The organism is Gordonia prachuapensis (assembly GCF_036350515.1).
Taxonomy (GTDB): domain Bacteria; phylum Actinomycetota; class Actinomycetes; order Mycobacteriales; family Mycobacteriaceae; genus Gordonia; species Gordonia prachuapensis.
Map to the genome: position 1 here is coordinate 254,690 of NZ_JAZDUE010000005.1, position 25,299 is coordinate 279,988.

4 protein-coding genes are annotated in these 25,299 nt (G+C 69.2%); all 4 read right to left on the bottom strand.

Annotated elements, in window-relative coordinates; genetic code table 11:
* Positions 1-53: 53 nt before the first annotated feature.
* Genes entS through V1Y59_RS08230 form a run of 4 tightly spaced genes read right to left on the bottom strand, consistent with a single transcriptional unit; the run spans position 54 to position 25,088 of the window.
* Positions 54-1,346, bottom strand: coding sequence for an enterobactin transporter EntS (gene entS, locus V1Y59_RS08215; protein WP_330504316.1), 1,293 nt, complete (start codon positions 1,344-1,346; stop codon positions 54-56).
* The gene (locus V1Y59_RS08220) at positions 1,343-14,473 is read right to left on the bottom strand and encodes an amino acid adenylation domain-containing protein (RefSeq protein ID WP_330504318.1); all 13,131 of its coding nucleotides are present in this window, start codon (positions 14,471-14,473) and stop codon (positions 1,343-1,345) included. The genes entS and V1Y59_RS08220 overlap by 4 nt, the downstream gene beginning before the upstream one ends.
* Entirely contained in the window at positions 14,470-22,044 is a 7,575-nt protein-coding gene (locus V1Y59_RS08225; RefSeq protein ID WP_330504319.1) for an amino acid adenylation domain-containing protein, read from the bottom strand. The genes V1Y59_RS08220 and V1Y59_RS08225 overlap by 4 nt, the downstream gene beginning before the upstream one ends.
* Positions 22,041-25,088 carry an amino acid adenylation domain-containing protein gene (locus V1Y59_RS08230; protein WP_330504320.1) on the bottom strand — a complete coding sequence of 1,016 codons (3,048 nt, stop codon included), beginning with the start codon at positions 25,086-25,088 and terminating at the stop codon, positions 22,041-22,043. The genes V1Y59_RS08225 and V1Y59_RS08230 overlap by 4 nt, the downstream gene beginning before the upstream one ends.
* Between the last annotated feature and the right edge of the window lie 211 nt (positions 25,089-25,299).

The following is a 25,299-nucleotide window of genomic DNA, read 5'->3' on the forward strand; positions in this document are numbered from 1 at the left end:
ACCGTCTCGCGAGCGCGCACGCTACACGCGCGCGGTCGATGGGTCCGCGACGGTCAGCGGACCGCGTCCGCCTGAGCCGGTTCCTTGCGGACACCCACCAACGACCGTAGGCCCAGTGCGGCGATGACCGAGACGGCCAGCAGCGCGATGCCGTAGTAGACGATCGCGTCGGAGGCCACCCAGATCGTGCCGAATGCTCCGGCGACCAGGGCGCCGACACTCACGCCGCCGACCTCCTGAGCCATCCAGACACCGTTCACCCGGCCGAGTAGCGGTCCGGGCGTGTGGTGTTGGATCAGTGAGTAGCGCAACACTTCCTGGATCGCCTCCAGGACACCGACGACGAGCAACAGGCCGATCGCGAGCCAGGCCAGCGGTGCGAGACCGAACAGGATCTGCACGACGAAGGTCGCCAGCAACGCGGACAGCAGGACCACGCCGGGGCGTCGGACGGAGGCCAACCAGCCGCTCGTGAGGGCGGCGACGATCGCACCGGCGGCCACCGCCGCGTAGAGCAAGCCGGTGGCCCGCGCGTCACCATCGAATCGCTCCGCGACCAGGCCGGGGAGCAGGGCGACGACACCGGCGCCGAGCATGGCGAGCACACCGACGATCATCACCCCCAGGACGACACGTTCGCCGGCGATGAAGCGCAGCAGCGACTTCGGCTGCTCCGGTGGTGCGCTATTCGGCGATGCCGGTGCGGGTTGCGCACCCACGATCGGTGCGGTGGGTGGCATGGACGGAAGGCCCAGCAGGATGAGCACAGTTGTCGTGGCAAGACACGCGGCGACCACATACGCCCATTCGACACCGGCTGCGGCGATGACGAATCCGGCGATGCCGGGCGACACCGCCGAACCGATTCGTACGGTCAGCGCGCTGAGTGCGCCGACCGCCACCAACTGATCGCGGGGGATCAGGGTCGGTACCGCAGCCATCAGGGCCGACGTGGACAGGGCGCCGATCAGACCGTCGATGCCGGCGAGACCGTACAGCACGCCGACCGACGGTGTGCCCGAGATGAATCCGAACCCGTTGACCGCCAGCCCCGCGAACGACAACGCGGCGCCGCTGCGGCCGATCAGGATCAGTTTCTTGCGGTCGAACCGGTCGGCCAGTGACCCGCCGACGAGCATCCCGACGAACGTCGTGATGCCGGTGACCGCGGTGGCGGCACCGACGTGGGCGGACGAGCCGGTGAGGTCGAACATCTGCACCGGCACCGACACCAGCAGCAGACCGATGCCGACCAGTGAGATCAGCCGGGCGACGAAGATCCGCCGAAACGGCTTGCTCTCGCGTAGCGGCGAGATGTCGATCAGCAGCGACCGGGCGGCGGTCATGCGGTGGTCACCTCCTCGGCGACGGTGTGCAGGGCCGCGACCCAGTCCCGCGCGAGATCCGCGATCCGCTCGGGGTCGACGACCCCTGGTTGATACGTCCACGTGGCCTGCATTCGCGCTCCTTCCGGACCGTCGATGGTCGTGATGTCGATGATGATCGCGTAGCCGGCCGGCATCGCATCGTCGGGTCCGACATCGGCCGACTCCGGCGCCATACCCCAGTCGCCGAACTCGAATGTGCGGTAGCGGCCGAGGTAGTTGAATTCGATGGCCGCACCGGGCAGTTCGTGTCCGCCGACGTAGCGGAGCACGCCGTAGCCGATCCCGCCGTCGGGGAGGCCGGCACGCTGCGACGCCAGCTCACGGATCTGTTCGGTGGTACCACCGGCGCCGCCGACCCGCACGGGATGCACGGCTGTGAACCAGCCGACTGTCGCGTTGAGGTCGGCACCGGGCACCAGGTGTTCCTCGCGACCGTGGCCTTCGAGATCGACGAGCATCGATTCGCCGGTCGCGGCACCGAACGCCCCGAGGAGGACGTCGTCCACGCCGGCCCCGATGCGGGCAGGTACCGGACCGAGCAGCTTCTCGGCCAGTTCCGGCTCGATCTCCACCCGGTGTCGCCGGGCCGTGCCCTGCCGGTCGATCGTCGGATCGAGAGCACGGTGGAACATCGCCGGAGGGGTGGCCTCGTCGGCGATCTCGCGCCACAGGTCGAGCTCGGCCATGCGGTCGAGTTGCACGAGTCCGCGGGCCCACGCCGCAAAGGCCGTCGGCGTCGGCGGCAGCGCGGGTTCCTCGACCCCGTCGTGCAGTTGCGAGTAGACGGCGATCAGTTCGGGAACCAGCGTGCGCCAGGAGACGCCGTCGACCACCAGATGGTGGATCGCCAGCAGCAGTCGGCCGGGTTCATCGCCGAAGTCGACCCATGCGGCCGAAAGCATCACGCCCGCTTGCGGATCGAGCCTTGCCCTCGCTCGGAGCGCGACCGCCTCGATGTCTCGGTCGGTCTCGGCGACCAGCAGCGGTCCCGCCACGCTCTCGGGCACCTCGAACCGCCACGGCGTGGTCTCGGTGACCAGCCGTGCGCGCAGCATGTGGTGACGTGCGACGAGTACCGCCAGGGACCGCTGCAGCAGCGCCTGGTCGATGTCGGCCGGGACGCGGAGCAGCGCCGACTGGTGGAACCCGCGGATGAGATCGGCCGGCGCGCGGGTAGCGTCTCGCACCCGTTCGTCGGTGACCAATGACTCGAGCCACCCGACAATGGGTGTCGCCGGCACCTCACCGGATCTGATGTCGGCCAGTTCCCGCGGCGGCGTCAATGACGGACCGCCGATGGTCGCGGCGAGTTCGGCGGCGGTGCGTTGGTTCATCACGTCGCGCGGCGACACGGTGAAGCCTTCCGCCCGTAGACGGGCCACGAGTTGCATCGCGACGATGCTGTCGCCGCCGAGCTCGCCGAAGTCCTCGTCGAGCCCGACCTTGTCACGGGGGACACCCACCACATCCGCAATGGCCGCGCAGATGCTCTGTTGAGCCGCGGTTTCGGGTGCGCGGACAGCGACGTCGAGCTCGGGCTCCGGGAGCGCCTTGCGGTCGATCTTGCCGTTGGGGAGTTCGGGGAACCGGTCGAGCACCACGATCGCTGACGGCACCATGTAGTCCGGCAGGACTTCGCGCACCCCTGCGCGCAGTCCGGATGGCTCGACGACGGCGTCTGGCTCGGTGACCACGTATCCGACGAGGCGCCCGGCGCGAGCAACGGCCAGCGCCGCGGCGATCCCGTTCATTCTGCTGAGGGCGGCCTCCACCTCTCCCAGCTCGACCCGGAAGCCGCGGATCTTGACCTGATCGTCACCGCGCCCGCGATATTCGAGTTGTCCGTCGGAGTTGCGCCGCACGGTGTCTCCGGTCCGGTACATGCGCGATCCGCCGCCGGCGAACGGGTCGGCGACGAACCGTTCGGCGGTGAGGTCACCGCGGCCCATGTACCCGCGCGCCAGTCCGGCGCCCGCCAGGTAGAGCTCGCCGTCGACGCCGTCGGGCACCGGCAGCAGGTATGCGTCGAGCACGTAGGCGCGCGCGCCGTCGACCGGGTGTCCCACGATCGGATGAGTTGCGTCGCCGGCCCGCGCGACCAGGGCGTCGACGGTGGCCTCCGTCGGCCCGTACAGGTTGTAGGAGTCGGATCCGCTCAGGTCCCGCAACTGTTGCCATTGCGCCTGCGGCACCGCCTCGCCACCGAAACCGATCGCGGCCATGCCGCGCTCCGCACCGTCGAGCTGCCGGAGATGGGACGGGGTGAGTTCCAGGAAGTCCCACGATTCCGCGGTCAGCTGGGCGGCGAGTGCCTGTGCGTCGCGTTGGGTGTCGGTGTCGACGATGCTGACCTCGTGACCGTCGAGCAGCCACAACTGCGGTTGCCACGACGCGTCGAAGGCCAACGACCAGGCATGACCCACGCGCAGACGCTCCCGTCCGGTGCGTTCTCGGGTCGGGGCGTGCAGCATCCGGCGATGACTGGCGAACAGGTTGGTGAGCCCGCGGTGGGCGACCATCACTCCCTTGGGTGTGCCGGTCGATCCGGAGGTGAAGATCACGTAGGCGGGGTGGTCGGGCAGCAGACGGCGTACCCGGCGGAAGTCGGCCGGAGGCGGGCCGCCTGCCGGGGCCAGCAGCGGGTCGTCGCCGGATTCGACGACCCGGGCGGGCCGGGCAATCGCCACCATCGCGTCCACGCGGTCGGCCGGCGTGTCCGGTTCGATCGGCAGGTATGCCGCTCCGGCGTAGAGCACCGCGAAGATGGTCTCCAGTGCCGCCACCCCTCGGGGAAGCCGCACGGCGACAACGTCTTCGGGTCCGATGCCGTGCTCGACGAGTCGACCGGCGATGGTCCGTACCCGGTCGTCGAGCTCCCCGAAGGAACGGGTGCCGTCGGCGCCGCGCAGCGCGGAGGCCGTGCGATCGCGGCGCACCACGTCGTCGAACAGTTCGGGAAACGTCGCAGGTGCAGCTGCGGGCCGTTCGATGGACCGGAGTTCAGCGGGCACCCGCACGTCCAACGTGCGTAGCGCGCTGGACGGCTCGGACGCCATGAACTCGAGGATCTTGAGCAGCCGCGCGGCCATCGCCTCGACCGTCGACCTGTCGAACAGATCGGTGCTGTATTCGATGACGCCGCCGACGCGGGGTTCGTCGCCGGAGCTGTCCTCGGTGAAGTCGAAGGACAGGTCGAATTTCGCGGTGGTCGGCGGCGGCGGCGCGGCGCCGCCCGTGGCGGCGTCGGGAAGTCTGCCGTCGACGTAGACGACCATCGTCTGGAACAGCGGATTGAGCGCGGACGATCGTGCGGCCCCGACCGCCTCCACGACCTGCTCGAACGGGATGTCGCGGTTGTCGAGAGCTGCGAGGTTCGCGGCGCGGATGCGGGTGAGCAGGTCCGTCGCCGACGGGTTGCCGCCGACATCGGTGCGGAGCACGAGCGTGTTCAGGAAGAACCCGACGAGTCGGTCGAGTCGGCTGTCGTTGCGGATGGTGACCGGTGTGCCGAGCGGGATGTCGGGCCCGCCGCCGAGCCGCGACAGCAACACCGCGACAGCGGCCTGCACGACCATGAACATCGAGGTGCCGGTGCGGGCGGCGAGCGCGGCGAGCGACCGCACCAGCGGTCCGGGAAGGGCGAGGAACACACCATCGCCGCGCCCGGAGGGACGGGGTGGTCGGGGTCGGTCGTAGGGCAGCGTCAGCTCCTCGGGGGAGCCGGCGAGCGTGTCCCGCCAGAACGCGAGCTGCGCGTCCCGGCGTTCGCCCGACACGACCTCTCGTTGCCACGCCGCGAAATCGGCGTACTGCAGCGGAAGCTCCTGCCACACCGGGGCGTTCCCGCTCCGCCGTGCCGCATAGGCGGTGTCGAGGTCGGCGCGCAGCGGGGCCGCCGACCATTCGTCGGTCGCGATGTGGTGGATGGTCACGACCGCGACATCGTCTGTGACCGACACCCGGATCGGGATCTCCCGGTCGAGCTCGAAGGCATGGGCACCCGCGGCGAACAGTTCTTCCGTGGTCGTGACGGACGTGACCACCACGTCCGGATTCTCGACGATCTCCGGTGTCTGATCGGGATATCGGGTGCGCAGCACCTCATGTCGCCGAACGACATCGCCGACCGCCGCCCGCAGCGCCTCGTGGTCGATCGCCTCGGTGCCGGACGGGCCGCCCGGACGCCACAGCATCGGCACGTTGTAGGTGGCGGTCGGTCCGGACACCGCGTGCAGGGTGAGCATCTGCTCCTGCCCGAACGACAGCACCGGCCCCGCGTCGCCGCGGCGGCGCAGTTCGGCGGCAGTGGACGTCGTCGCGGGGTCGGCAGAGGTCAGATGGGTGGCGAGTCCAGCCACAGTCGGATGGTCGAACACCACCTTGAGTCCGATCTCATAGCCGAGCGTGCCACGGATCAGGTTGGTCATCTTGATCGCGAGAAGTGAGTGTCCGCCCAGTGCGAAGAAGTTCGCGTGGACGTCGGTGACCGGTGTCCCCAGTGCGGCACCGAAGATCTCGGCCAGATCCGATTCCAGCGCCGACCGCGGTTCGGTGCCCGCGGTGGCCGCGGCGGGTTTGGGAAGGGCCAGCCGGTCGAGTTTGCCGGTGTGGTTGAGCGGCAGCTCGTCGAGCACGACGAGGGGCGCCGGGATCATGTAGCTCGGCATCGTCGACGCGAGTTGCTCGGTCACACCGGCCGCGATGTCGGAGTCGTCTCCCTCGGTGAACGCGCGGTCGGGCACCACCCAGCCGACGACGCGGTCTCCATCGGTGGCGACTGCGGCCGCGGTGATCTGTGGCAGCGCCCGGATCGCCGTCTCGATCTCGCCGAGTTCGACGCGGTTGCCGCGCACCTTCACCTGCGAGTCCGCCCGGCCGACGTACTCGAGTACGCCGCCGCGGCGGCGCACGAGGTCGCCGGTGCGATAGGAGCGGGCGCCGGGCGTCTCCCCGGTGGGATCGGCGACGAAGGTGGTCGCGGTCAGGCCACGCCGTGCGTGGTATCCGCGGGCCAGTGCGGTACCGCGAACATAGAGTTCGCCGACGGCCCCGTCGGGTACCCGCTGGAGCGCGGTGTCGAGCACGATCAGGTCGGTGCCGGCGATGGGCCGGCCGATGGGAACGGTGCGGGTCGTCGCATCCGGTTGCGCGGTGTGGTCGGTCACGACGACCGTTGTCTCGGTGGGGCCGTAGGCGTTGATCAGTGCGAGCCCGGGTGCGTGCGCATGGATGCGCGCGGCGAGGTCGGTGGTCAGCGCCTCGCCGCCGGCGATGATGTGGCGCAGGCTCGGCACGCTCGGGAGGTGGTCGACGAACAGTTCGAGCAACGACGGCACGAACACGACGGTCGTGACGTCCTGGGCGGCGATGATCTCCGCCTGACGCGCCGGATCGCGTTGTGCGCCGGGCTCGGCGACGACAGCGCAGGCGCCGGTCACGAACGGCAGCAACAGTTCCCACACCGCGCCGTCGAAACCGGCGGGCGTCTTGACCAGCACGGTGTGCTGTGGCCCGAAGACACCGCCGGGCATGGACTCCCACCGCCACCGCAGCACATTGACGAGATTGCGGTGCGTCACGATGACGCCCTTGGGCCTGCCGGTCGAGCCCGATGTGTAGATGACGTAGGCCGGATGGTCCGGATGTGGCGGCGGCATCGGGCGGCTCGGTGCCGCGGAGGTGGCCGACGCGACGACACCGTCGTCGGTCACCGACACGGTCGGCAGATCCGCAGGCACCGCACCCGACACCGCGGTGGAACCGTTCACGACGGCTGCGGCCGGTCGGGCGTCGGCGATCATGAACGCGACGCGATCGGCCGGCAGATCCGTGTCGATCGGCAGGTATGCCGCTCCCGCCCGCAGCACCGCGTGGAGTGCGACGATCTGGGTGATCCCGCGCTCGGCGATCACGGCGACGACACTCTCGGGACCGATGCCGAGGTCGACCAGGGTGGCCGCGAGCTGCTCGGCCGCGTGATCGAGGTCTCGGTAGGTGAGTCGGCGACCGGCGGTGTCGACCAACGCGATCCGATCGGCGTTGGCCAGGGAGGCCTCGCGCAGCAGATCGACGAGTGTGTCGGTACCGGACTGCTCGGCGGGTCCGGTCTCGACGGCGCGGATCGCGGCGATCTCAGCGGCGGAGACGACGCCGATGGCGTCGACCCGAATCCGGGGTTCGGCAGCCACGTGGTCGAGGACGGCGCCCAGGTGCACGAGCAGCCGCTCGGCGGTGGCGGTATCGAACATGTCCGTCGCGTACTCCAGGCCGACGGTGAGTTCGCCGGTCGCGGTGATGTCGACGAACGTGAACGCGAGATCGAACTTCGCCGCGACCGCGGTGAGTGGCTCGAATGTGGCTGGGCCACCCAGGAATTCGCCGGGCACCGCGTCGAGCGGCAGATACCCGACGGACACCTGGAAAAGCGGATTGCGTCCGGACACCCGCGGGGGCGCCAGACGTTCGACGATCTGCTGGAACGGCACGTCGGCGTTGTCGAATGCGGCCAAGTCGAGCACGCGCACGCGTTCGAGGAGTTCGTCGAATCGGGGGTGGCCACCGAGATCGGTACGGAGCACCTGGGTACCGACGAAGAACCCGACCAGGTCGTCCAGAGCGGGGTCGTTGCGCCCGGAGATCGGTGTGCCGAGCGGGATGTCGTCGCCGGCACCCTCGCGATACAGGAGCGTCGCGACAGCGGCCTGGACGAGCATGAACATACTCGCCCCGGCCGCACGTGACACCTCCGCGAGCCGGGCCCGGGTGTCGGCGTCAACGGTGACGGTCGTGGTGGCCGCAGGACTCACGGCGCCGTGGCGGCGTGGCCGGTCTCGGGGCAGATCGAGTTCCTCGGGCAGGTCGGCCAGCGTCTGGGCCCAATACTGTAGCTGCGCCTCTCCGGTCTCCTCGATGCGCTTTCGCTGCCAGAGCGTGTAGTCGGCGTACTGCACGGGCAGCGGTGGGGCATCCGGCGACATCCCGGCCACCCGAGCCGCGTAGGCGACGGTGAGGTCGGTCAGCAGCGGGCGGTCAGACCATTCGTCGGTGGCGATGTGATGCATCGCGATGGTCAGAATGCCCGCGTCGGAGTCGCTCTCGGCTCCGACGAGCCTGTCGAGGCGAATGCGGATCGGCAGCGCGGACCGCAGGTCGAACGGCCGGGTGAGGAAGTCGCGTGCACGCTCGGTCACCGTGGCGGGCAGGTCATCGGCGGGCGATGCCGAATCGCCGAACTGGATGTCGCCGACAACGACGACATCGGGGATCTCGCCGACATCGAGAACTCGCTGAACCGGTTCGCCGTCACTGTCGTCGACGAGAGTTCGCAGGATCTCGTGTCGGACCAGCAGGTCGCGGACGGCGGCCCGCAGGGCGGTCTCGTCGACGGCCGTGCCCAGGCGCACCACATGCCCGTAGTGGTAGGAGACGTCGGTGGGGTCGAGCGTGTGCAGCACCCACAGGCGTTCCTGCGCCGGCGACAGTGGAATCCTGTCGGGCCGCTCACCGACGGCGATATCGGAGCTCGAACCGGTCATGCGGGCACGTGACGCCAGTTCGGCCGGCGTGCGGGCCTCGAACAGATCACGGATCGCGAGTTCGGCGCCGAGTTCTGCGCGCAGCGTGGCGGCGAGCTTCATCGCCGCCATCGAATGCCCGCCCAGCTCGAAGAAGTCGTCGTCGAGGCCGACCGGGCACTCTCCGTCTTCGCCGTCCTCGCCGCCGAGACCGAGCACCTCGGCGAAGATCTCGCACAGCCGCCGCTCGAGGTCGGTCCGGGGAGCGCGTCGTTCTCCACTTCGTTGCGGTTGCGGCAACGCGCGGACGTCGAGCTTGCCGTTCACGGTCATCGGGAAATCATCGACCACCGCGAACAGTGTCGGGACCATGTAGTCCGGCAGGCCTGCCGACAGACGGCGCCGGATGTCGGCGACATCGACGCCCCCATCGGGATCGGTCGGGATGACATAGGCGACAAGACGTTTGACGTCCGGTGCGGACGGATCGGCGGAGGCGACGACCGCCGACGTCGCGATCTCGGGCAGCGCGGTCAGGGCGGCGTCGATCTCGCCGAGCTCCACCCGGTACCCCCGCACCTTGACCTGGTCGTCGGTGCGGCCGAGGAAGTCCAGGTTCCCGTCGGGCCGGACCTTCATCAGATCCCCGGTGCGATAGAGTCGGGCGCCCGCACCGAAGGGGTCGGCGACGAAGCGCTCGGCGGTCAGCCCGGGGCGGCCCAGATAGCCACGGGCCAGGCCTGCGCCACTGATGTACAGCTCGCCGGCCACACCGCGCGGCACGGGACGCAGCCACGGATCCAACAGATGTGCGGTCGTGTTCCAGATGGGTGTGCCGACCGACGACGACGCTGCGTCGTCCGTGCCGACTCCGAGCGTGTTGATGGTGTACTCGGTCGGTCCGTACAGGTTGTAGCCGAACGTGTGCGGATGCGACCGCAGTCGGGACCACACCGGCTCCGGCACCGCCTCACCCCCGAGCAGCACCAGAGCAGGCACGTGATCGCTGTCGAGAAGCCCGTCGGCGAAGAGCTGCGCGGCATAGGTGGGGGTGACGTTGATGACGTCGATGCGGTGGGTGCGGCAGTAGGCCACCAGCGCCGCGGAGTCGCGCCGCAGGTCCTCGTCACACACGTGCACTTCGTGACCTTCGACCAGCCACAGCAACTCTTCCCACGACATGTCGAACGCGAACGACACCGTGTGGGCGATGCGCAGGCGGCGGTTGATCCCGGCCTCCGCGGCGACGGCGATCGCCGGCTCGAACACCTCTTCGCGGTGATTCAGTTGCATGTTGGTCAGACCGCGGTAGGGCGTCACGGCGCCCTTGGGTTTTCCGGTCGACCCCGACGTGTAGATGACATAGGCCGGCGAGTCCGGATCGACGGGCGGTGCCGTCCAATGCGGCGACTCAGCAGCGGGCAGCCGATCGATCTCCAGGATCTGGATCGCCTCGACTCTTGTTGCAGCAGCGGCGAAACGACCCGCGACGTCGCCGCGGGTCAGCACGATCGCCGGCGCGGCGTCGGCGATGATGCCCAGCAGCCTTTCGTCCGGGTGATCGAGTTCCAGGGGTAGGTAGGCGCCACCGGCCCGCAGGATCGCGAACAGAGCCACCACCGTCTCGATGCTGCGTGGGATCGCGAGGGCGACGACGCTCTCCGCTCCGACGCCGCGATCGTGCAGCACGTGCGCCACCCGGTCGACCTCGGATTCGAGTTCGGCGTATGTCAGCCGCCGGTCCTCGAAGACGAGCGCGTCGACCTCGGGGATCAGCGCTGCGCGCTCGGACAGCAACTCCGACACGGTGGTACGCGGTAGGTCGTGGACCGGGCCCACCAACGGCACGTCGGTGGGCAGCGCAGCGCCGAGGGCCGCCACCGGTTCGTCGAGCCGCGAGCCCAGGTCGCCCAGGATGGCCCGGAACCGGGTGACGACATCGTCGGCGTCGGCGTGCTCGATGAGATCGGCGCGGTACTCCACACGGAACCGGATCGACCGGCCGGGGGTGACGACCAGGGCGAGGGGATAGTGGGTGTGGTCGAGGCTGCCCTCGCCGACCACATCGTGCAACTCGGACTGGACGCGCTCTTCGTCCTCGGTGCGAAAATTCTGCAGCACGTAGAGCACATCGAAGAGCGCCTGGTGGCCGGTCTCCTGTTGCATCCGCGCGAGACCGACGTGGTCGTAGGACATCAGCGAGACCCGATCGTCCTGGACCCGACGCAACAGATCGCCGACGGTCTGCGCCGGGTCGAGTCGGGTGCGCACCGGCACCGTGTTGAGGAACAGGCCGATGACCGTGTCGATACCGGGCACCTCAGTGGGACGACCCGCCACGGTGGAGCCGTACGCGATGTCGGTGCGTCCGAGCACCCGTGACAGTGTGAGCGACAGCGCGGTCGACAGGACGGTGTTCAGTGTGACGCCCGCGGCGCGGGCATCGTTGCGGAGCCGGTCGGATGCCTCGGCCCCGAGTTCGACCTCGATGCGTCGCGGGGGCTGTGGCGACGCCGCGACCGCGCGAGGCGCGATCAGGGAGGGCTCGTCGTAGCCGGCGAGGTGGGTGCGCCACGCATCCATCGCGTCGGTGTCGTCGCTGCGGGCGATCCAACGGAGGTAGTCGGCCAGCGACGCTTCACGCTGCGGGACGGGGGTCTGGTTGAGATGCGCCAACAGGCGGGACACGAACAAACCGCCGGACCAGCCGTCCCACAACAGGAATCGGCGATTGACCACGAGCCGGTCGCCGTGATCGGGCATCCGGATCAGGGTCATCCGCCACAGTGGTGCTCGTTCGAGAGGGAAGCCGGCCGAGCGGTCGGCGGCGAGCACGGACTCCACTTCGACGTCCAGACGTTCGGGGTCCACTGCCGTGAGGTCGACGACGGCGAGGTCGGGATCGACGTCGGCCATCACGATCTGTACCGGTGTGCCGTCGTGTTCGACGAACGCGGCGCGTAGTTCGGGATTGGTGTCCAGGAGGGTTCGGGCGGCCCGCCGGACCGACTCGGCGTCGAGGCGGTGGCCGAAGTCCAGCCAGAACTGTGCGGTGTAGATGTCGGCGTCGGCATCGACGCGTGCTTGGTAGTACAGGCCTTCCTGCAACGGGGTGAGCGGCCACACCGCCTCGATCTCGCCGTGCCGGTCGGCGAGGAACTCGACGGCATCATCCTCGAGTGGAACCAGGCGGTCGTCGGCGGCCCGGGCGACCGCGGCGACGAGGGTGTCGGCGACCCTCGCGGCGTCGTCGATCCTGCTCGGGTCGACGTGTGCCTCCACCGCCCAGCCGTCGTCCTCCGCGACGACCGCGACCTTCAGTGCGTGGTCGGTGGGCAACCCGTAATCGCCTAGCAGCACAATGGGTTCGGCGATGGCGTGGGTGGCGAGAGCGCCGGCGAGCGCAGCACCGACCTGCGGCGAGCCGTAGCGCAGTACGTCCAGCGGCGGACCGGGGATCTCCTCCGGTGCCGGGTCGGCGACGGTCAGGCGTGCGGGACTCAGTGCCTGCCATGGGCCGGCGGTACGTTCGGCGCCGTCCGGGCGGAGATCGATCACCCGGTCGACGAGCAATCCGGCCGGCATCCGTGGGCCGAAGAGCTCGACCAGGGCCGACAGGACAACCGGCCCCAGGGCAGACCCGGCGGAGATCGCGGGTACCCGGCCGCCGTCGGCGACAGCCTGCCGGCGCGTCACCCATTCGACGTCGGTGGGGTCCTCGGGCGATGGCAGATCGCCACCGGGGGCCAGGATCTGCAGCCAAGTCGGGAGGTGGGACGGATCGATCGCAGCGGCGGTGAGTGCCCCGGCGACACGGTGCAGCGACACCGGTACAGCGTCGATCTCGATATGCCGGTCGGCACGTAGATCGTCGAGTGCCGTCCGGAGGTCGTCGGCCACCAGCCGTGCCGACGGTGCATCGACGAGCGCGGCATCCACGGCGATACGCACCTCCCCGGTCGTCGGCACGTAGACGGCCGCGGGCGCCCTGAGATCGTCGGGCACCCGATCGGAGACCGACATCGGGATGGTCTGCTCCTCGGCAGCCGCCGTGTGCAGAGTCCACAGGATGGGTGCCGGCCGGCGCAGGCCTGTTCGTAGTGCACCGTGGCGGGCGACGAGGGCGTTGAGGATGCCCTCGATCGCCTCGACCGGGGTTCCCTGGTCGGCTCGGGCGCTGACGATACGTGGCGGCAACGATTCCGGGTCGACCCCGGAGTCGCGGAGCCGCAGCACCGCAGGCGGCGGCGCAACCGGTCCGACTGCGACATCGTCTTCGGGAGCGATGGTGCCGGTCGCCAGATGGCCGATCCGCGTGTCCGGGTGTTCGGCGAGAGCGATGAGGAAGGCGCGGAACGACTCGGCGACAACCTGTACTTCCGCGGCGGCCGACTCGACGGCGCGCAAGACGACCTCGATCGGACGGTCCTTGCTGCGCAACTGGATCTGGATCTCGACATCGGAGACCGGCCCGGACGCGAGTGCGTGCGCGGTGAAGTCGTGGCCGCCGATCTTCTGCCGGGCGGTGTTCGACATGACATTCACGCCGAGACCGAACATGCGGTAGCGGTCGCCGCCACGGTCGGCGGCGGCCAGCTCGCGTCCGAGGTCCTCACCGCGGAATCGACTGTGCGACAGCAGACCGTAAAGGGCGTGGTCGGTGCGCCGCGCGAGATCGGCGACCGTGTCGCGAGCACCCGCGGTGATGCGCAGCGGGAGAACGCTGGTGACCATCGACGGCGCGGTCCGCACCGCGCGGTCCAGACGGCCCGTGACGGGCAGGGCCAGGACGAGATCTTCTCGGCCGGTGCGGATGTGAGCGAACCCAGCGGCTGTTGCGATCAACAGGACCGTCGGGCGGACACCGATGCGCGAGGCCAAGGCCCGCACCGGCGCCGTGTGTTCCACGTCGAACTGGAATCGGGCGTGGATCTGGCCCTTGCCGGGCGGCAATTCATTGTCGAGCAATCGAACCGGCTCCGGCCGATCCGACATCCGGTCCAGCCAGTACGACCTGTCCTCGTCGTATCCTGGTCCGGCCCGGTACGCAGCGTCCGCGCCGAGAACGGTCTGCAGGTCCCATGCATGTTCGACCGGTGACCCGTCGTAGTGCTCCTGCACCGCTTTGAGGAAGTGGATGAGTCCGACACCGTCGGACACCAGATGGTGCACCTTGAGATAGATCACATGAGTGTCGTCGACCGTGTGCAGCACGGTGACCTCGGTCAGCGGTCCGGTGTGGATGTCCATCGGTCGGGACATGTCGTCGGCCATCCACGACGTGGCCGCGCCTTCCGTGCGAACGTCGACAACCGGAAGCTCCCAGCGGTCGGCGGGCAGAAGTCGTTGCCGCAGTTCACCGGCGTCGTCGACGAACACCGCTCGCAATGCCTCCGCCGACTCGAGGGTGGCCACCAGGGCCTCGTGCAGGCGGTCGAAGTCCAGGTGGCCGTGGACCTCTGCGAAGAGCCCGGTGTTGTACAGGGTCGGGTCCGGGGCGACCTGCATCGCGAGATAGATGTCGCGCTGCCCGGCGAGGGCCGGCAGGGTGTGCAGAGAGGTGGAGGTCACGTGCGCACTCCGATTTCCGTAGGCACGGTGGATACGTCAGGGGCGGTGAGGGTTTCGAGTGTAATTCGCCACTCGGCCGCCAGTGCCGCCACCGTCTGGGCGGTCAGCTGGTCGGGCAGGTGGGTGAACGTGGCGGCGAGCACCGGCCCGTCGACTTCGTCCCTGCAGACGACGTCGATCTCGAGTGGGTAGCCGCAGCCGAGATCCGCGTCCGGGGCGGCGTCGAGCGACACCGATTCGGCCGACGGTTGCCATGCCACCCCGCCACCGACCGGGAACCGACCCAGGTAATTGAACAGGACGCCGGGTCGCGCGGTGGTCGCGACCGCGGCGGACAGTTGCGCGTTCAGATGGCGAAGTATCCCGAAGCCCGCTCCTGCCGAGGGCATCTCGTTCCAGAGACGATCGGCGCTGGTGATCGCATCGGTGATGTCCTCCGTGGCAGGCAGCCGCATCGGTGCGACCGTGGTGAGCCATCCGACCGTATGGGCCAGATCCACCCCGTCGAATCCGGCGAGGTCGGTATCCCGGCCGTGCCGTTCGGTGTCGACGATCAGGTCTCGGGTGTCGAGAACCTTTGTCGCGGCGATGCGTAGCGCACCGAGCAGGATCGCGGTGACGCCGACGCGCAGGCGCGCCGGGATCGCGGTGAGCAAAACGCCGGTGACGTCGGGACCGATCGTCACGGTGTGGTGCGCCTGGTCGCCCACGCGACCGCCGACCGGCGTCTGGCCGGGGACGAGGTCCCCATCCGGTGCGAGGACGGTCGCCCAGTGCTCGACTTCGCCGAGCAGATCGGGGTCGGCCGCCCGCGCGGACGCGGCCGTGGCGAACTCGCTCATGGTGGTGCCGCCGGTCAGGGGTGTCGGTGCGTTGCCCGCGACGACGTCCGCGTGGAAGGCGGCGAGGTCGTCGAGGATGATCCGGCGGGAGACACCGTCGACGGCGAGATGATGGATGACGAGAATCAGCCGTCCCGTCCCCGATGGTGGCTGCAAAAATGTCGCGGACACCATCCGGCCCTCGGTGGGGGACAGGCGCGCTGCACCGCGATCCGATTCGGACGCGACCACGCGATCGAGATCGTCGTCGGCACCGACCGGGACCACGGTGAGCACCTCGTCGGCGTGGACGGATCCGGGCGGCTGCGTGCGTAGGCTCCACACCACCCCGGCGACGACGTCGAGCGACATGCGCAGCGCCTCATGACAATCGAGAAGTGCCTGGAGGATCACCACGAGCGACTCACGATCGGCCTCTGCCGGGGTGTCGACGACGACCGACTGGTTGAACCGATCGATCCTTCCCCCGAACTCGCGCAGTCGGTGCACGATCGGTAGCAGCGGAATGGCCGTGGAGCCCGACGTGCCCGACGTACTCGACACTTCTCCGCCGATCGCCGACGTCGGGTTCGTGTCGATCCATTCGGCAACGTCTGCGAGCCCGGCGATCGTGCGATGAGTGAACACGTCACGCGGTGTCAGGTGCACACCACGACGACGCGCTCGATTGACCATCGTGGTGGAGATGATGCTGTCCCCACCGAGTTCGAAGAAGTCGTCGTCGATGCCGAGATCTGGGAGACCGTCGGAATCCCGGCCGATTCCCAGACTGTCGGCGAAGACATCCGCGAGCACGGACTCGATGTCGTTTGTGGGCCGACGACCATGCGGCTCCCGATGCGCGTCGGGCTCGGGCAACGCGGCCACATCCGTCTTGCCGTTCACGGTCAGCGGGATGCGGTCGAGCGGAATGACCGCGGCCGGCACCATGTGCTCGGGCAGGCGTTCGGCCAACGCGGCGCGCACCGTCGATGGATCGACATCGGCAACGACGTAGGCCAGTATGCGATCCCCGCCGGCCGGGCCGGGCCGGGTGATCACGGCTACGTCGTTCACTCCGTCGACCGCGGCTGTCGCCGAACGGATCTCACCGAGTTCGATGCGGAACCCACGGATCTTCACCTGGGTGTCCGAGCGTCCAACGTAGTAGAGCCGTCCGTCGCGGTCGTACCGGAACAGGTCGCCGGTGCGGTACATGGTCGCACCGACGTGGGCAGGGTCCGCGACAAACCGGGTCGAGGTCAACCCCGGACGCCGTAGGTAGCCGCTCGTGACCTGCGGGCCTGCGAGGTACAGCTCACCGGCCACCCCGGTCGGCACGGGCCGCAGATACTGGTCGAGGAGACGACCGTCGAATCCCGGCAGTAGACGGCCGACGTCGCTGCCGGCGGCGGTCGCGACCTCTGACGTGTCGATGGCCAGATGGCTTGCATGCACCGTGATCTCCGTGATCCCGTACATGTTGACGGCCCGGACATGCGGGTGTCGATCGAGAAATCCGCTCAGCCGGGGAATGTCGAGCGCCTCGCCGCCGAAGACCACGTAGCGCAGACACGACAGGTCGAACGCCGACGACGCGGGATCGTCCGCCGCATCCAGCGCGAAGAAGGCCGACGGCGTCTGATTGAGAACGCTGACCCGCTCCGTCTCGATCAGCGCGCCGAGGTCCTGCGGCGACCGGGTGGTGGCGCGGTCCGGGACGACGATGCTGCCACCTGTCGACAACGGCCCCCACAGTTCCCAGACGGAGAAGTCGAAGGCGTAGGAGTGGAACAACATCCAGACATCGTCCGGGCCCACGTCGAAGAGATCCGAGGTGGCGTCGAGCAGTGCCACCACGTTCGCGTGCGACACGGTGACACCCTTCGGACGTCCGGTGGAGCCGGACGTGAAGATCACGTACGCAGGCGATTCCGGCGCCGGCCGGGGTAGCGTCGCCGCACGCCTGGGTCCATCCGCCCCGATGGGGGCGCGCTCGGTGAGATATGTGGTGTCGACGGTCAGGGTCGGCTCGGCGTCGGCGGTGATCATCGCGACACGGTCGACGGGATAGTCGGGGTCGATCGGCACATACGCCGCGCCGGCACGCAGCGTCGCCAGGATCGCCACCACCAGGTCGGCCGACCGGTCGAGAACGAGCGCGACGAGATCCCCCGGCGTGACGCCGTCGGACACCAGGCGACGCGCGAGTTCCGCACTCCGCTGGTCGATCTCGCGGTAGGTGAGGCTGCCGGTTCGGGTGACCACGGCCGTTCGCTCGGGCGTGCGGGCGGCGGTGTCGGTGAAGACCTCGACCAGGGTGCGCCCGCCGGTGCGGCGTGTGCTCGGCAGGCCGACCAGGGCGTCCGGCGTTGAAGTGCCATCGAGGCGCACGTGCGCCATCCGGGTATCGGGTGCGTCGGCCAGCAGGTCGAGTGCACCGACCACGCGGGCCGTCATGTCGTCCACGGTGGGTCGGTCGAAGAGCTCCGTCGCATACTCGACACGGAGCCGGATCCCTTCGTTGTCGGGAAGCTCGACGAACTCGAAGGTCAGGTCGAACTTGGCGGTCGCGGTGCGTGGGAAGAGCGGTGTGGCCGCCAAGCCGTCGAAGTGCGGCGCCACGATGGGATCGCGGTACTGCACCATCGTCTGGAAGACCGGATGCCGCCCGAGGGAGCGGTCGGGGGCGAGTGCGCGGACCACCTCGTCGAACGGCACGTCCTGATGCGCATAGGCGTCGAGATCGACTCCGCGAACACGTCGGATCACCTCGGCCAGCGTGGGATCGCCGGTGAGGTCGGTGCGCAGCGCGACCGTGTTGACGAACATGCCGATGAGATCGTCGGCGGCGGCGGCAGTTCGTCCGGCGATCGGGGAGCCGACAACGATGTCGTCACCGGCGCCCGAGGCGGACAGGGCCACCGTGACCGCGGCATGGACCAGCATGAACATCGTTGCGTTCGCGTCGCGCGCACGCTCACGGAGCGCTGCCAGCCGATCCGGGGACAGGACGACGACGATCTCGTCGCCGACCGTGCTGCGGTCGGTGCCCCGCGGGCGGTCGAAGGGCAGCGCGAGCTCATCCGGCGCTCCCGCAAGCGTGGTGCGCCACCGAGTGAGCTGGCGATGGGAGAGCGAGTCGGGGTCGTCCGGGTCGCCGAGCGCATTCAGCTGCCAGACCGCATGGTCGGCGAATTGGATCGGCGGCGCGGACACCGCGACGCCGTTGTGCCCGGCGGCCAATTCCGCGAACAGCCGGCGCGCCGACCACTCGTCGGCCGCGATGTGATGCACGGTGAGCAACAACACCGCCGCACCGGCGGAGGTCCGCAGCAGATCCGCACGGATCGGCGACTCGGCGCCCAGGTCGAACGGACGCGCGATCAGTTCGGCCATGGTGGACGGCACCGCGTCCGACGCGACGTGGCGTTCGTGGATGTCCACGGCGTCTGCGGCCTCGGGCGCATCCACGACCTGAGCGCCGTCCACGATCCTGGTGCGGAGGATCTCGTGACGTCTGACGATGCCCTGCAGTGACCTGGTCAGGCGCGCCCGGTCCACCGACGAGCCTTCGGTGGCCCGCAGTTCGACGGCGAACGGCACCGTGTAGGCGGAGTCGTCGATTCCGCTCTGGAACCAGAGTCGTCGCTGCGCGGGGGACAACGGGATCGGATCCGGACGCGATGCCAAGGGCCGCGGCTCGTCGCGGTTGGTCGTCGATGTCGACCGGTGAGGGAGGTCGTCGGGCCGGTCGGTCCCGTTTCCCTTCCGGTCGAGCAGGGTCGCGATGTCGGCCAGGACAGGGTGGTCGAAGACCTCTGCCACGGTCAGATTGACGCCGGTCGCGACCCGCAGGCGCGTCAACACGCGGGTGGCGGACAACGAGTGGCCACCGAGATCGAAGAAGTTGTCGTCCATGCCGGCGCTGTCGATCCCGAGGACGTCGACGACCGCGTCCCGGACGTGCGTCTCGAGCGCCGTGGCCGGTTGGCGACGCGTGCGGGCGGATCCCACGGTCGGAGCGGGCAACGCCCTGCGGTCGAGTTTGCCGCCCGGCGTCTGCGGGAGGACGTTCAACGCCGTCCAGGTGGCCGGGATCATGTAGGCGGGCAGGTGTTTCGCGAGTTCCGCCGACAGGACGGAGCCGGAGACGGCGCCGGTGTAGTAGGCGTCGAGTCGGACACCGCCGTCGGTGTCACGACCCGCGACGACCGCGGCCTGCGCCACGCCGTCGACGGACAGCATCGTGGCCTCCACCTCGCCGAGTTCGACACGGTTGCCGCGGATCTTGACCTGCCCGTCGATGCGACCGAGGAGGCGGAGGCGTCCATCCTCATCGACGAGCGCGCGGTCGCCGCTGCGGTACATGCGTTGGCCGCGATGGGTGGGGTCGGCGACGAAGCGCGCGACGGTCAGGTCCGGCCGGCCGTGGTACCCGCGGGCGGCCTGCACGCCGGCGACATAGAGTTCGCCGGGCACTCCCGCCGGCACCGGCCGCAGATGGCGATCGAGGACCCGGAGTTCGCAGCCCGCGACCGCGGTGCCCACGTGCACGTCATCGGTGATCACCCCGGTCGCGACATCACCGGCGACCTCCGAGGAGCCGTAGGAGTTGACGACCTCGTCGGTGTCCGCCCGTAACCGGTCGGCGACGCTGGGGGGCAGCGGTTCGCCGGAGACGATCCATCGGCGCAGGCCCAGTGGTGTGGCGAGCGACGCGGCGGAGTCCGCGATGGCGCCGGCCAGCGACGGGACCGCGGTCACCTGGTCCGTCCCGGACGCGACGGCCAAGCGGGCCAACGCGGTGGCGTCGCGGGAGGTGTCGTCGTCGGCCAGCACGACCGTCGCGCCTGCTGCCAGCGCCCCGAGGATCTCGGTGGTGCCGTCGATGAACGCGATCGAACTCTTGGCGAGCGCCGTGGTGCCGTCCCACTGACGTGCCGCCCAGGCGATTCGGTTCGCCAGTGCCCCCGCAGTACCCACCACACCCTTGGGCGTACCGGTGGAGCCGGACGTGTACACGAGGTACGCGGCGGCCTCCGGGGGAACCGGCGCCGGGTCGAGCGCGTCGGTGTGCTCCGCGGCCGTGAGCAGGCCGGGCAACTCCGCGGTGTCGATGACCAGGTCCGGGGCAGCATCGTCGAGCATGAACCGGATGCGCTCGGCCGGGTAGGCGGGGTCGATCGGGAGATAGGCGGCGCCCACGCGTGCGATCGCCAGCAGGACCACTACCAACTCGACCTGCCGCGGCAGGCGGATCGCCACCACCGACTCCACACCGACGCCCCTCGACGCCAGAACCGAGGCCAAACGGCTTGCGGCAGAATCGAGTTCCCGATACCCGAGGTATCGTTCGCCGGCGGCGACGGCGACACGGCGCCCGGCGAGCGCCGATGCGTCGGCGATCTGAGCGGCGACCGGTCGGAACGCGTGCGCCGGCGCGCCGGCGGTCGGTGCCGCCATGTGGCGTCCGGGACGATCGAGGCGTCCGATCGGAGTACCCGATCCCTCGAGGAGCGCCTCGAGATAGCCGATGACATGCGAGAGGAGCTCGGGCCGGCCGTCACGGTACTCCAGCAACAGCCGGATTATCGGCTCGTCCTCGACGAGAAGTGTTGCCGGATAAGTGTTCTCGTCCTCGATGTGCGGACGTACCGACCCGCGGGGAAAACTCTCGAACACCACCACCGAGTTGAAGAGCTCACCCATCCCCACCGCGGATTGGATGTCTCCCAGCGCGGTGTGGTGGTGATCGAACATGGCGAGTTGCTCACGCTGCACCCGAGAGAGCAACTTGCTCACGGGTTCTGACGGGTCGAACGTGACGCGCACGGGGATCGTGTTGATCAGCATGCCGACCATCTCGTCGACGCCGTCGACACCGGGGGGTCGGCCGGAGACCACTGCGCCGAAGATGACGTCGTCGCTGTCGTTGTGGTCGGCCAGAACGAGCGCCCAGGCGACCTGGATGACGGTGTTCAGCGTCGATCCGGACTCGCGGGCCAGTCGTCGCAGGTCTGCTGAGCGCTCCGCAGAGAACTGGTGATCCACGACACGCGACGGCGACGATCGGTTTGCCCCCGGAAGCGGAGAGACGGTGGGAGCCGGTGTCGGCCCGGATAATCCGTCGAGAGCCAGGGTCCAGGCGGCTGTGTCGTCGGCGCGGTCGGCATGCCAACGCAGGAATGTGCTGATCGGCCGTGGCGGCGGGAGAATCTCGCCGCGGTATGCGCGTACGATCTCGTCGAGGATTCGGTGGATCGACCACCCGTCGACGGCGACATGGTGGGCGACCATCAGTAGGGGATGACCCGCGTCTTGGTCGTCCGCTGCGTCCGACAGCAGGATGAACCGAACCGGCGGCGGCGAGGTGAGATCGATCCCGTCGGCGCGCTCATGTGCCCGCAGCGCTTCCAGGTCCGGGAAGTCGTCGCGCCTGACCACCGTCAGCGGGACATCGACCCGCGAATGCACCCTCGCGACGGGTTGCCCGGAACGGCGCCGGGTGTAGGACGTCCGCAGCGCGGCATGCCGATTCATGACGACGCGGACGGCTTCGGTGAGTTGTTCGACATCCGGAACGCCCACGTGCGCAGTCAGATCCAGGTCTGCGAGAATCAGATACGGATCCGTGGCCTCGGGGCCGCGCGGCACGGTCGAGTGATAGACGATCGCCTCTTGCATCGGCGTGAGTGGCAGGACGTCATCGAGCGCCGGTCCGGTGGCGGACCCGTTCACAGCAGTCACAACAGGTTCCCGTCCATCAGATCGTCGAGTTCATCGGCACCGACCCCGGCCGTTGTGGTTGCGGTGTCATCGGATGTCCCAAAGCTGTTGTCGCGCTGCTCGGATGCTGAATCGACCGTTCGGGCGACTTTTGCGAGGGCGGCCACGGTCGGTCGGTCGAACACGTCGAGTGCGGTGATTTCGAAGCCGGCGCGTGCGGCTGCCGTCACCACCCGCACCGCGCGGATACTGTCACCACCGAGCAGAAAGAAGTCGGCTTCCGCACCGACCCGCGGGACATCGAGGACCGACGCGAAGATATCGGCGAATGCATGCTCCGCCTGCGTCTCGGGCGCGCGCGTGCGTTCGGCGATAGCCGCGAAATCCGGTGCGGGCAACGCACGACGGTCGATCTTGCCGTTCGGTGTGAGCGGGAACTGATCGATCGGCAGAATCGCCGTCGGCAGCATGTAGTCGGGTAGTCGCGAGATCAGATGGGCACGGAGCTCGGCGTCGTTCACCCCTCCCGGAGCGGGGATCACATACGCGACGAGGCGCCCGCCCGAAGTTGCGGCCACAGCTCTGTCGACCGAGTGGTGTTCGGCCAGAGTGGACTCGATGTCACCGAGTTCGATGCGGAACCCCCGGACCTTCACCTGGTGGTCGATGCGTCCGAGACACTCGAGCGAGTCGTCGGCGCGGGTGCGCGCCAGGTCGCCGGTCCGGTACATGCGCGCGCCGGGCGCACCGAAGGGGTCGGCCACGAATCGTTCGGAGGTCAGCGCGCCGCGAGCGTGATATCCCCTGGCCAATCCGTCGCCGGACAGATACAGCTCACCCACCCGTCCATCCGGCACCGGGTGCAGGGTGGTGTCGAGAATCCGCACCCCGGTGTTGTCGATCGGCGTGCCGATCGTGACGGGCTCGTTCTGCTGCACCACGGAGGTGGTCGACCAGATCGTGGTCTCGGTGGGGCCGTACATGTTTCGGGTACTGCGTGCGGCACCGGCGAGCCCGGAGGCGACCTCGGTCGGCAGTTGCTCGCCACCGACGAGGACCGAGACCGACCCGAGGGCGTCGGCATGTCCGGCGTCGAGAAACGCCGACCACAACGACGGTGTGGCCTGGACGTGATCGATGTCGTGGGTCGTGATGAGGGCGGCGAGTCTGGCGGGGTCGTGCACGTCGTCGGTGGAGGCGATCACCACGGACATCCCGGCGGCGAGGGGAACGAGGACCTCGAGGATCGAGATGTCGAACGAGATCGTCGTCACGGCCAGGATCTTCTGTTCGGCACGGAATTCGAGCTGATCGATCATCGCATCGGCGAAGTTGGTCAGAGCGCGATGGCTGACGACCACACCCTTCGGCTTACCCGTCGAGCCCGACGTGTAGATGACATAGGCCGGCGTGTCGGCCCGGGGTGCGCGGGTCGGGTGTCCGGAACCCGCGCGCAGTGACAGCACATGGGGCCCGTCATCGCCGGGTTCGATCATCGCGACCGGACGGGCGTCGGCAAGAGTGGCCTCGATCCGGTCGGTCGGGAAGCCGGGGTCGAGCGGAAGGAACGCCGCGCCGCGGCGGAGCACCGCCAGCAGGGCCACCACCAGGTCGGCGCCGCGGGGCAGTCGCACCGCGACGATGTCCTCGGCACCGCAACCGGTGAGTTCGTCGGCGAGCCGATCCGCCTGTCGGTTGAGCTCGGCGTAGTCCAGGGTGCCGTCCCCGGTGACGATGGCGATGGATGCGTCGCGCCGCGCCGTGAGTCGTTCGGCGACCGAACAGGTGTCGGCTCGCACTCGGGTACGGGCGTCGGCGGCTCGGATGGCCTCGACTGTCTCCAACAATTCCGGGTCGATGCCGATACCGCCGACCGGCTGGTCGGAGTGGGCCAGCGCCGTCGCGACGAACGACCGGAGGTGCTCGGCGATCTCCTCGAGCCGTGTGTGGGGGTAGAGATCCGCATCTCCGTCGAGTAATAGTTCGAGGTCACCGTCGGGGAGGCCGAGTGCGGTGATCGAGAGATCGACGACGGGCCCGCGGGCGAGCGAGGTGATGTGTGCCGACACCTCCCCGAATCCGATGGTGGTGCCGAACGGCTTGACGTTGATGGTGGGACCGACCACGCCGTCCACGCCGTGGCGCCGCGCGGCGCGCACGATCTCCTCGCCCCGGTGGCGGGAGTGCGGCGCGATCGTCCTCAGACGTGCGCCGGCTCGTTCGGTGATGTCGTCGAGACAGTCGCCCGGCGCGACCGCGATACGAAGCGGTAGCACGTTGACGGTTGTGCAGGGCACGTTGGCGGCGGGGGAGCCGAGCCGGTTCATCATCGGGAAGCCGAGCACGACGTCGCGGGTGTCGGCGTATCGGCCACAGAACGCCGCGATGGCCGAGACCACCCGAGCCGGGGTGGCGGTGGAGTTTCCGGCACCGGCCACCGTGACACGCGCGGTGTGGACGGCTGCGGCGATGCGGTGGCTGCGGGGGCGATCGGACAGGGTCAGCGGCCCGCTCACGCCGGCGACTTCGTCGTCCCAGAACTCGTGGTCGGTACCACGTGGCGCATCGTGATCGGCCGGCAGATCGGTGACCGACCGCAGTCGACGGTCGTCGGTGGGATCGGCGTACAAGGCGCCGATGCGACGATCGAGCAGACCGAGACCGTAGGCGTCGAGCACGATGTGATGAGCGATGACCAGCAGACTCGTGCGGTCACCCGCGGTCAGGACGGTGACTCGAGCACACGGACCCACGGTGGGGTCGATCGCGACGCTGACAGCTTGAGCTGCGTGCTGGTCGATGGCCGCGGATTCTGCCCCGAGGTCGACGTGGGTGACCGGGATCTGCGCGCCGGCGTCGACTGCCACATCGCCGTCGGGGAGCGGGCGAAAGACCGACCGCAGGCCGTCGGCCTCGGCCACGGCCGAACGAGCAGCGGCGAGAAGTCGATCCACATCCGGGCGATCGTCGAAGTCCAGCAGCTGACCTACGGTGAACACAGACGACGGCGGCGTCACCGATTGCGCGGACCACAATCCGCGTTGCGCCGCTGACGCGCGCATCATCGTCTCGGTCCCGCGGGTCGGTGAGTTCTCCCGCATACGGATTCACAAGGGGCGATGAGCACAATAGCTTAGCCTACCCAACCTTTGTGGACCGATCGACGCGGCCTTCCCGACCACGCGAACGGCGGGCGTGTTGCCGGCCCCGAGGCAACCAAGGTTAGGCTAATCAACATGGCCGCGACATGGCGCGTGCGCCTGCGCGGAGCGGCGC